The sequence below is a fragment of the Sphaerochaeta sp. UBA5836 genome (genome assembly GCF_002432845.1).
Lineage (GTDB): Bacteria > Spirochaetota > Spirochaetia > Sphaerochaetales > Sphaerochaetaceae > Sphaerochaeta.
Genome location: NZ_DJGW01000081.1, coordinates 1 through 10,272 on the forward strand (window position 1 = coordinate 1; position 10,272 = coordinate 10,272).

9 protein-coding genes are annotated in these 10,272 nt (G+C 53.3%); 8 read left to right on the forward strand and 1 reads right to left on the reverse strand.

The genetic code is table 11. The annotated features are described in order from the left end of the window. Nucleotides 1-36: 36 nt before the first annotated feature. The 8 genes from B3F49_RS06885 (at nt 37) to B3F49_RS06920 (ending at nt 9,501) form a co-directional block, all read left to right on the forward strand. A complete protein-coding gene (locus B3F49_RS06885) occupies nt 37-1,395 on the forward strand; it encodes an MATE family efflux transporter (RefSeq protein WP_293910002.1) in 1,359 nt (452 codons plus the stop codon). A gap of 95 nt (nt 1,396-1,490) precedes the next feature. After that, entirely contained in the window at nt 1,491-2,564 is a 1,074-nt protein-coding gene (locus B3F49_RS06890) for an alpha/beta hydrolase (protein WP_293910004.1), read from the forward strand. A gap of 89 nt (nt 2,565-2,653) precedes the next feature. Next, on the forward strand, nt 2,654-3,652 hold the full coding sequence (locus tag B3F49_RS06895) for a LacI family DNA-binding transcriptional regulator (RefSeq protein WP_293910006.1): 999 nt from the start codon (nt 2,654-2,656) through the stop codon (nt 3,650-3,652). 42 nt (nt 3,653-3,694) lie between these two features. Further along, a complete protein-coding gene (locus B3F49_RS06900) occupies nt 3,695-4,957 on the forward strand; it encodes an ABC transporter substrate-binding protein (protein WP_293910008.1) in 1,263 nt (420 codons plus the stop codon). Nucleotides 4,958-5,018: 61 nt separating this feature from the next. Beyond that, nucleotides 5,019-5,891 (forward strand): carbohydrate ABC transporter permease, encoded by an 873-nt coding sequence (locus tag B3F49_RS06905; RefSeq protein WP_293910010.1) that lies wholly within the window; start codon nt 5,019-5,021, stop codon nt 5,889-5,891. Then, nucleotides 5,888-6,703 carry a carbohydrate ABC transporter permease gene (locus B3F49_RS06910; protein WP_293910012.1) on the forward strand — a complete coding sequence of 272 codons (816 nt, stop codon included), beginning with the start codon at nt 5,888-5,890 and terminating at the stop codon, nt 6,701-6,703. The genes B3F49_RS06905 and B3F49_RS06910 overlap by 4 nt, the downstream gene beginning before the upstream one ends. Nucleotides 6,704-6,708: 5 nt before the next feature. Beyond that, on the forward strand, nt 6,709-8,757 hold the full coding sequence (locus tag B3F49_RS06915; RefSeq protein ID WP_293910014.1) for a hypothetical protein: 2,049 nt from the start codon (nt 6,709-6,711) through the stop codon (nt 8,755-8,757). Between the two features lie 3 nt (nt 8,758-8,760). Beyond that, entirely contained in the window at nt 8,761-9,501 is a 741-nt protein-coding gene (locus B3F49_RS06920; RefSeq protein ID WP_293910016.1) for an endonuclease/exonuclease/phosphatase family protein, read from the forward strand. Between the two features lie 4 nt (nt 9,502-9,505). Here B3F49_RS06920 and B3F49_RS06925 read toward each other — a convergent pair whose 3' ends face one another. Next, nucleotides 9,506-10,207 carry an SGNH/GDSL hydrolase family protein gene (locus B3F49_RS06925; protein WP_293910018.1) on the reverse strand — a complete coding sequence of 234 codons (702 nt, stop codon included), beginning with the start codon at nt 10,205-10,207 and terminating at the stop codon, nt 9,506-9,508. Nucleotides 10,208-10,272: the final 65 nt, after the last annotated feature.

A 10,272-nucleotide genomic window follows, 5' to 3' on the forward strand; every position in this document is an offset into this window, starting at 1 on the left:
GTTGCAACTTTTTCCTCTTTTGGATATGGTACATGTATGCATTCCATACCATCTTCACTCGGAACCGAGCGAATCGGCAGGCTCTTGGTACGCCTATGCGTCCCTACCATTCTATCCCAGCTGATCAACGCACTTTACACCATAATAGACCGCATCTATATCGGCCACATTGCAGTGGACGGACCGCTTGCATTAACCGGCATCGGCCTCAGCTTTCCCATCATCATGCTGCTCTCTGCATTCAGCATGCTTGTCGGCTCAGGAGGTGCCGTACACGCCTCGATCAAGCTAGGGCAGAACAAGATGGATGAGGCAAATCAGCTGCTCAACCAATCATTGGGAACACTCTTGCTGTTTTCCTGCATTCTCACCCTCTTTTTCCAGTGGCTCAAAGAACCCTTGCTGCTCCTCTTCGGAGCAAGTGCTAACACCTTGCCGTTCAGCTTGGACTATCTGGGCATCTATCTCTGGGGGACGCTGTTCGTCCTGATTTCCATGGGAATGAATCCCTTCATCACAGCCCAAGGCTTCAGCAAAGTCAGCATGCTGACCATGCTGCTCGGCTCGGTGATAAACATCGTCCTCGACCCGATCTTCATCTTTGGCTTTGGCTTGGGAGTCAAGGGAGCCGCATATGCGACGGTGATAAGTCAAGCCGCCAGTGCAGTATGGGTCATATCGTTTTTGTCCTCAAAACGTTCCAGTCTCAAAATCTCACTGCCCAACCTACGGCCTACACGAAAGGTCATGCTTCCTGTCCTGGCTCTTGGCATATCTCCATTCTTCATGATGAGCACCGAAAGCCTGGTGAATATCGTGCTCAACTCCACACTCCAGCGAACCGGTGGCGACATCGCAGTGGGAGCCATGGCGATTCTCTCCTCGGTCATGATGTTCAGTCTTGCCCCGTTGCAAGGCCTCACCCAGGGGGGACAACCCATTCTTTCCTACAACTGGGGGGCGGGGAACAGCAAGCGGGTGCAACAAGCCTTTACATACATCCTGCTTACGAGTGTGACTTTCACCACCATCGTATGCCTGGTGCTGGTCTTGGCTCCTGCCATGGTGGTCGGCTTGTTCACTAAAGACGAGATTCTGCTGGAAACAACAGCACGAGCGATGAGAATCTACAGTTCAGGCTTCTGGATTTTGGGGATACAGATTGCCTGCCAACAGGCATTCATTGCCTTTTCACAGGCAAAAATTTCCTTTTTCCTGGCCTTGCTGCGAAAAATCATACTCTTGATTCCCCTGGTTTTCCTGTTGGGCGGTTTGCTTGGCATGCAGGGAGTATTCATAGCTGAGCCGATCGCCGACATACTGGCAGGTCTTACAACCGCAACACTTTTCTTTTTGAACTTCAAGAAAATACTTTCCAAACACGCCGATGCCTGACAAGGAAGGACCACGCATACTGCATACAAATCTTTATACAGGTTCTTTGCAAGCGGCTTGCGCGCTGAAGCTGGATATACTACGATGTGTCCACTATGGCTGACTATGATTTGTCTCCGAGGATGAAACGGCTGGTCTCCCTGATCAACAAGGTTGCAATTACCGATCCTGAAGGGCTGACTCCCAAACGCATCGAGGAACTGAACGATATATCGATTCCCAACAATATCCTGATACGCAAACTTCTTGGCAAGAGTGCGAGAAACATTGCGACCAAAACCTTCATCATTCCCGTCACCGATGGGATGGTTACCGGATATTTCTTTGAACGACAGGGTTCAAGAGGCATCAGCGACCTGACCCCCTTGATCATCTTCTACCATGGAGGAGGCTGGGTCTGGGGCAACATGGACCTGTACAACTTCCTCTGCGCACACCTTGCCGACATCACCGGGGCGGCGGTGCTCTCGGTCGACTACCGCCTGGCCCCGAAGTACAAGTTTCCCACTGCGGTTGAAGACTGTTATGACACCCTGCTGTGGGCTGCATCGGGCTGCAGATACTGGAAAACCAACCCCGACCGTATCTTCTTGGTGGGGGACAGCGCCGGGGGCAATCTTGCCGCCGTGGTAAGCCGACTGGCCCGAGACCGCAAGGGCCCGGCCATCGCCGGCCAGGTCCTGCTCTATCCGGTGACCGATGGACGCATGCGGACGCAGAGCTACGAGAAATACAAGGACTCCCCGACGCTGACCGACAAGCAGATGGCTTTTTTCATCAACAATTATCAACGCGAACCGAAGGACATCCTCAACCCCAGCTTCTCGCCGCTTTTGGGAAAGGACCACAGCAGGCTTCCCCAAACGCTGATCATCGGAGCGGAGTACGATCCGCTGCATGACGACGGCATGCTCTATGCCGACGCCCTTGCCTCGGCGGACACCCCGGTCAAATACCTGGAAGTGAAGAAAACCGTGCACGGTTTCATCAACTATCCCAAGGCTACAGGAACCGAGGAGACCGAGTGTGCGATCATCCAGTTCATCGGCGGCAGACCGGTCGAGCAGGTAGCCCTTATCAGCCGAAAAGAGTGGGCGCGGGCACAAAAACGAGAACTGAAGAAAATCAAGAAACAAAGCAAGCATTTTGTGGATGCGCAGATAGGTTAGATTAACGTTAATCCTGATTTTTGGAATTATCCGGGCTTTATTCGAGGAGTTCGCCTTGATAACCCCTTGTTGCGTGTTAACCTTAACCTATGAGCATCCTCCTAAAAGACATTGCACAGGCAACAGGATTTTCCATTAATACGGTCTCCAGAGCCATGCGCTCCGACCCTAAAATCTCTAAGCAGACAAGAGAGCTCATTCAAAATACAGCCCAGCAGCTGGGCTACATTCCCAACTCTGTTGCCGCCAGCATGCGCTCAGCCCACTCCAAAATGGTGGGTATCATCAGTGCAGACTCGGCCAACCCGTTTTTCAGCGAAGTGGTACGCGGCATCGAAGAGGCCGCCACGAAGGCCGACTACCACATCCTGCTTGCAAGTACCGAGGAGTCGGTGAAAAAGGAAGCCGACCTGATAAAAATGTTCCTCTGCCGCAAGGTCGACGGAATCATCGCCATGCCGGTGTTTGACAACAGCAATGCACACCTCGACCTCTACCGAAACCTCAAGATACCCTTTGTATTTCCGGGCAGGCGCTTGGAAGGGTTGGTGAACCACAGTATCCTGCACAGCGACCGCGATGGACAAAGAAAGGTAATCGAGCACCTGATCGCCAACGGTCATCAAAAGATTCTCTACATTGCAGGGCCCAAGAAAGTAAGCAACACCATCGACCGTCTTGCAGGAGTCGCCGAAGCGTTTGCGAACAACGCCCTTGAAGTCGATCCCGATTATGTTGTTGAAGCTTCTGGACACATCGAGGATGGATATTACCTGACCAACCAGGCGCTCAACCGGGGGCTGGGTTTCACCGCGGTGGCATGCTTTAACGACATGCTGGCCATGGGTGTACTCAAGAGCCTGTATGAGAACAACCTCAAGGTTCCCCAAGACATCGAGGTTTTCGGGTATGACAACCTGTACATGAGCCAATTCATGCAGCCCAGCCTCAGTACCGTGGACGTACCCAAGTACCGACTTGGCTATGTGGCCATGGAGATGTTGCTTGTGCATATCCAGGATCCCAATCTGGAGTATATAACAAAGGATTTCCCCACGAGACTGGTCTTTCGAGAGACCACCCGGTAGGGAACAATCGCACTATACCTGTGTTCCAACAAGGAGGTTCACATGAAAAAGAGACTTGTTTTGGTAGCGCTTGTGGCACTTTTTGCCTCGAGTATGCTGTTCGCCCAGGCTGCAGCAGAACAGAAGAAGGAAGGACCGATCGAGATAACCTTCTGGTCGCTGTTCACCGGTGGCGATGGTGAGTTCTTTGACGCCATGGTCGATGAATTCAACGCATCACAGAGTGAGATCGTCATGAAGAATGACATGGTGAAGTTTGACAACTACTACACCAAGCTCACTACCGCCCTTGCAGCAAAAACTGCTCCGGATGTCGTGGTGGTCCATCAGGGCAACCTGCTCAACTATGTACCCAGCGGTTCATTGTTGGCTCTCGACTCCTATGTGAGCCCTTCGATGCTCGCCGACTTCCAGAAGGCTCCGCTCGATGCCTGCCGCTTCGATGGCAAGCTTTACAGCCTTCCGTTCGACGTCCATCCAATCGTCATGTACTACAACAAGGACCTGATGGCAAAGGCCGGAGTCACCAAGGTTCCCCAGACCGCCCAGGAGTTCATCGACGCTTCGCTGAAGGTCAAACAGGCCACAGGCAAATGGGGCATGGCCATCGACAACACCACCGGCGTCTACAAGGCATACACCCTTGCCCGCCTGTTCATGTCCATGGTCGCCCAGCAAGGTGGAAGCCTGCTGACCGCTGATGCCAAGGCTCCCAATTTCAACAATGCCTATGGCGAGAAGGCTCTGAAGTGGCTCCAGGACCTGGTGCACCAATACAAGGTCAACCCCGGTGAACTCGACTACGATGCAGCCATGAATACCTTCAAACTCGGCGACGCAGCTTTCTACTTCAACGGTGTCTGGGCAACCGGCACGCTTGAAAAGACTGCAGGCCTGAACTTTGGTGCTGCTCCGCTTCCGCCCATCATGGGCGGCGAGGCTGCATGGGCCGGCTCGCACACCTTGGCAATCCCGGTACAGAAGAACCAGGATCCAAAGCGCGTCGAAGCTGCCATAACCTTCATCGACTGGATGACCTCCCATGGCGAGATGTGGGCCAAAGCCGGCCACATCCCCACCCGCAAGAGTGTAGCCGACAAGAGCGAGATGAAGGCACTGCCGTACCGTGCGGACTATGCCGCCGCCGCTGCTTTCGCCCTGCCGACCCCGCGCACTGCAGCTTGGGAAGAGATTTATGGTACGCTTAGCGACAAGCTCGAGTATGCCGTGACCAAGAACCAGAATCCAAAGGCAGCACTTGCCGATATGGAACAAACGGTTAAAAATATCATTGCTTCGTATTAGGATTGTTTTCTCCCTTCCCCCCTTGTCCGGGGGGGAGGGGCTTTCTCTGGAGGGCCGTGCCATGATACCCGGAAACAAAGACACCCGTGATGGGATAGCGTTCAGCCTCCCCTTTCTTGCTGTCTATATTGCATTCATGATCTACCCCTTGCTGTCCGGGCTTTATGTCAGCTTCTTCAAGTGGGATATTCTTTCTACTGCATCATTCATCGGTTTGGATAATTACAAGGTGCTTTTCACCGATGAAAAGTTCTACTCATCGCTGTGGCATACCCTGCAGTTCGTGCTGATGACCACTCCCTCACTCTTGTTGGTCGGCTTCCTGATGGCCTTGGCCATAACAGGAAAGTCCCCACTCAAGGGTCTGATGGAGAATGTATTCTTCTTCCCCTACATCTTCTCCATGACCGTGGTAAGTACCCTATGGGCCTGGATCATGCAAAAGGATTGGGGTGTGCTCAACCAAGTGCTCATGATGTTGGACAAGAGTCCTATCAGCTGGCTGACCAACGAGAACTACGCCATGTGGTCGGTCGCCCTTACCACATTGTGGTGGACAGCAGGCTTCAACATGGTCCTGTTTGGAGCCGGCATCAAGCAGATTCCCAATGAAATTTATGAATCAGCCTCGATTGACGGGGCAACCTATTGGCAGGAAGTACGGCACATCACCATCCCCCTGGTCTCCTCCACCACCGTTCTTTGCCTGATTTTGCAGATTATCGCCTCCTTCAACGTCTTCGGCCAAGTATACGTGATGACCGGAGGTGGACCACATGGAACAACACGGGTATTGGTCCAGTATATTTATGAAACCGGCTTCAAATACTACAAAATGGGCTACAGTGCAGCGATGAGCTACATCCTCTTTTTGATCATCATGCTGGTCAGCGTCCTCCAGTACGCACTGCTGGGAAGGAAGGAAAACACATGAAAACCAAAAAGTTCATCATCCGGATGCTGGAACTTTTGTTCATCGCCCTGTGGGTCTTCCCTCTAGCCTGGATGTTCATCACCAGCCTCAAGCTTGAAGAAGAAGTCATTACCAAGACCTTCACCTTCTGGCCGCAGAACCCCAGCTTTGCCAACTACATCAAGGCCTTCACCTCCACGTACATCATCAACTGGATGGGCAACTCCTTTATCGTCTCCCTCTTTGCCATGCTTCTCACCCTGGCAGTCGATGCACCCATCGCCTATGCCTTTGCCAAAATTCCATTCAAGGGACGCAACGTCCTCTTCTGGCTGGTGATGGGTGGTATGATGGTCCCCTTCCAGGTTCTTATCGTACCCTTGTATCTGCAATTCAACTCCTATGGACTGGTCAACACCCTGGCTGCTGCCTACCTTCCCAGAATTGCGTTGCCGATTGGGATCTTCATCCTCAAACAGTTTTACGAGGGCATTCCCTCCGACTTGGAGGAAGCTGCGTTCATCGACGGGGCGAACCGGGCGAGGATTTTCTTCAAGATCATCGTTCCGTTGGGCCAGTCGGCCATGGCAACGGTGATCATCCTCTCCTTCATCAATACATGGAACGACTTCCTCTGGCCTTTGATCGTCATCAATGACACCATCAAGTACACCATCACCGTCGGCATAGCCAACTTCCAAGGAACCCACGGCACGCAGTACTCCCTGATCATGGCGGGAGCAACCGTCGCCTCAATTCCCCAGATTCTGTTCTACATTTTCTTCAGGAAAAAAATCATCGCAGGGATTGCCACCAGCGGTATGAAAGGATAATCCGTATGCACGTATTGCAAACCTCATCGGAGAAGGTGGAACTGTGCTCAAACGAGTCGTTTTGCACGATTACCTATACGCTGACCTTTGAAGGGAAGCGAAGGACTCCGTGTGCTCTCATCATCAACGAAGAGTCCATCACTGCCGACTTCGGCCCACTGGGAACCATCGAGGACCGCTTGCTGAGCAGAGGGAATCTGCTTGTTTTGACCAGGAATTGGAATCTGAGACAGCAGGGTTCATACCGGCTCCAGGCAGCTTTTTCCTACGATGACCAGGAGCTTGAGAACAAGCTGTTCATACCGGCACTCTGGTATCAGGACAACAACAAGGGAAAGGGGTGCTTCCCCTCCCGTGAGCGCTCGGCGAACTGGTCCTTCCTCGAAACGAGAATGAGCATCCCCTGCTGCGCACAGCTGTCCAACGGCAAACGCCTCTTTACCTGTGCGAGCAAGCCTGCAACCGACAAGATGTTCGTTGCATCGGTGGCACCTGACCGCCACGGCCTGATCATCTCCATCCCCGGCAGCGAGTGGCCGTACAGCTACCAAGGCAAACAGTCCTTGGTCGACACCTCCTCTCTTGCGCTTCCCTGTCTTGAGGTCTCGTCGCAGGGACTTGCCTATACAAGGACATTCTACCTCTCCAACCAGAAAGCCGGTTCCAGCCTTGAAGGCTACTGCCAATTCGTGCAGGGACTGAACGCATTGTCGCCAGAAGACAAGGTGGAAGGCATCGGATGGGACCACTGGTTCGAATACAAGCTCACCCGCCTGATCAACCTCGTGCAAAACGACGGGAAGGGACTTGCCTACCTGCTCATGGGTGAAGGCAACGGGGAGGTGCAGGATGTATACAAATTCACCAGCGCATCATTTCTGGTCAAGAGCCTGCAAGGTGCACAAGAGCTGGCAAGCCTCACCAAGTACCAGCCGAAGACCAACGCCCTAGTCACTGCAAGGGCGAATCTTGCCACCAAGTTCTCACTGCCCGACAACCACCTCCTGCTTGCCGAGGTGGCCAAGCGAATCGGTGATTTCTTTTTACAGGCGGAGCGCAGCGAAGGAGTATTCCAGGACAACTACGATCTGGTCAACGATATCTGGGGAGGGTACTTGGGCATAGGAGAGCATCCCGAGTACAAATCGATGGTGAACAGCCGGTGCAACGGGGAGGCGATGAAACAGTACGTACTGCTCGCCCGGACTCTGCAAAAATTGGAGAGGGAGGAAATCTCCTACCTCTCATTGGCACGCCGGGTAGCCCGTTTCTACTGTGAGGCGCAACTTTCCTCCGGCTCGTTCGGGCGTTGGTGGACCGAAAAGGGAAAACCCGGGGACATCCAGGGAACCAACGGTGCGTATATCGGCTCGTTCTTCTGTACCATCATCCCCCTGCTGTCCGATGAAGACCCCTTGAAAGCCGACCTTCTCAGCGCAGTACATCAGGCCTACTCATTCTACAGCGAACTTGCCTATGAGGGTGAGTTCTACGGCGACACCCTCGATGCAGACTCCTGCGACAAGGAAGCCGGCGTGGCTTTGTTGTCATTTTTCCTCGACCTTTACGACCTTGAACACGATAAGCGGCTGCTTGAGAGTGCAAAGCTCGCGGCACAGTTCATCGTCCAATGGATTTGGCAGTTCGACTCCTACCTGCCCCGAGAGAGCATGCTCGGCCAAAGGAACTTCCGCACCCGCGGGATGACATCGGTTTCGGTGGCCCACCACCACCTGGACTTCTACGGAATGGCCATTGCCTATGAATTTTTGCGTTATGCCGCGTGGACCGGCGAGGTGTTCTATCAACAGCAGGCAAAGCTCATGATCGAAGCCTGCAGACAGCTGGTAGCGACCGAAACCGATCAACTGGGACGCGATGAAACGTATATAGGCTGGCAGCCTGAGCAACTCAACCACACCACCTGGGAGTACTTCAACCGCACCCATGCGATGCAGGGCTATTATGATATCGATATTGCCTGGGTCACCGTCCTGACGCTTGGCTCATACCAATTGATTCTTGAGAAATTTCCATCGATGCTTGAGGAGTAACAGATGCAGCGAATCAGTCTCATCACCTTGAATTTGTGGAATACCGAGCATTGGCAGCAGCGCAGAAACTGTGTTGTTTCCTTTGTCCAGACCTTTGCCGCGGATATCTACTGCTTCCAGGAGGTTCGTGAGCAAACATTGAGCGTCCTGGACCCAGCGCTCGGTGAATACCGGCGCATCGAGGGGCCTGATGAAGGCTGGAGGTGCGAGAACTCCATCTATGTAAAGAAGAACCTGTTTACCGTTCTTGACTATGGCCGCGTTGATTTGCAGATGCCAGAACTTCATCGGGGGGTTTTCTGGGTGCGGCTCAAGACAGCGGACGGCAAAGCCCTGTTTGTCGCAACGATGCACCTTACCCACCAGCTCAATGCAGACGAGCTCAGAACCGGCATTGGCTATCGCCATAATGAGGCTCATCTTGCCGCAAAGGCATTGAACTTCCTCATCGGCGATGACGATGCCCTCCTCTGCGGCGACTTCAACGACCCGGTGCACCCCGCAAGGATATTCTCCGAGCAGGCGGGTTTCAGAGATGTATTCACCACACTGGGCTTGTGTGCGCCGGTAACCTTCCCCTGCCCTTATTTGAGCAGTGAAGGATTCCTGGTTGAAGCAATAGACAAAATCATGACCCGCGGCAACATCAAACCGGTTCTGGCGTCCAGCCCGCAGTATACCATCCCCGGAGAGGTGCTTTCCGACCACTGGCCGGTGGCTGCCATACTGGATGTGGGATGCTAACGCTTCAAAAACCAAAGAATTTTGCTCGAGAGGCTTCTTTCGCATATTCAGCGGGAATTTGCGGTTTCTCCGTATCCCCGAACACCGGGAGGATCAAGGAATACAATGCCTTTGCAAGCGAAGCGTGTCCCTCCTGGTCCATATGAAGCTGGTCGATCGGACTGCTTGTTGCCACCGTTGCAGCATCGAAGAAGAGTATATGTTGCTGTTCAGCCATGTTCCTGATGGGGTTTGCCAGACGCTTGCTCAACGCAGCGGAGCCTCTATCGAACGAAGCGAAAACGGAAGATTCAATATCGTCGCCGATATGAATCGGGGAGATGACCAGAACCTGGGGAATAGGGTAACCAGGCCCGTAGGCATGGGTTTTCACCATGATAGCCAGCTTTTCCAAGCCCTTTGCTATAATGCGCTCATTGGCGCCGTTGAGGCTCTTGCAGTCATTAGTCCCCAGGCTGAGGATGACCAGGTCCAGCGGGCGGTGACTTTGCAGTGAGACCGGAAGGTACTCCAAACCGTTTTTCTTGGGTTCCAGCGGGTCGTCAAAAACCGTGGTACGGCCGCCGAGGCCTTCCTCGATGATGCGGTATGAACCGCCCAGCATTGAGCCAAGAAGACCAGTCCAGCGCTGGTCAATGCCCCACCTTCCCCCGCCGGGGTTGGTACCGAAGGTATTGGAATCACCATAACAGAGAATTGTATGCATGATTGCAGTGTAGCAAGAGACGGCTTTTAGCAGAAGTAGGTTGGATAGGTTTCCCTGATTGCCTG

What these genes read in the sequence shown, in the direction of transcription:
- B3F49_RS06885 (WP_293910002.1), top strand. Translation starts at nt 37, where the DNA reads ATGCATTCCATACCATCTTCACTCGGAACCGAGCGAATCGGCAGGCTC.
- B3F49_RS06890 (WP_293910004.1), top strand. Translation starts at nt 1,491, where the DNA reads ATGGCTGACTATGATTTGTCTCCGAGGATGAAACGGCTGGTCTCCCTG.
- B3F49_RS06895 (WP_293910006.1), top strand. Translation starts at nt 2,654, where the DNA reads ATGAGCATCCTCCTAAAAGACATTGCACAGGCAACAGGATTTTCCATT.
- B3F49_RS06915 (WP_293910014.1), top strand. Translation starts at nt 6,709, where the DNA reads ATGCACGTATTGCAAACCTCATCGGAGAAGGTGGAACTGTGCTCAAAC.
- B3F49_RS06925 (WP_293910018.1), bottom strand. Translation starts at nt 10,207, where the DNA reads ATGCATACAATTCTCTGTTATGGTGATTCCAATACCTTCGGTACCAAC.
- B3F49_RS06900 (WP_293910008.1), top strand. Translation starts at nt 3,695, where the DNA reads ATGAAAAAGAGACTTGTTTTGGTAGCGCTTGTGGCACTTTTTGCCTCG.
- B3F49_RS06920 (WP_293910016.1), top strand. Translation starts at nt 8,761, where the DNA reads ATGCAGCGAATCAGTCTCATCACCTTGAATTTGTGGAATACCGAGCAT.
- B3F49_RS06905 (WP_293910010.1), top strand. Translation starts at nt 5,019, where the DNA reads ATGATACCCGGAAACAAAGACACCCGTGATGGGATAGCGTTCAGCCTC.
- B3F49_RS06910 (WP_293910012.1), top strand. Translation starts at nt 5,888, where the DNA reads ATGAAAACCAAAAAGTTCATCATCCGGATGCTGGAACTTTTGTTCATC.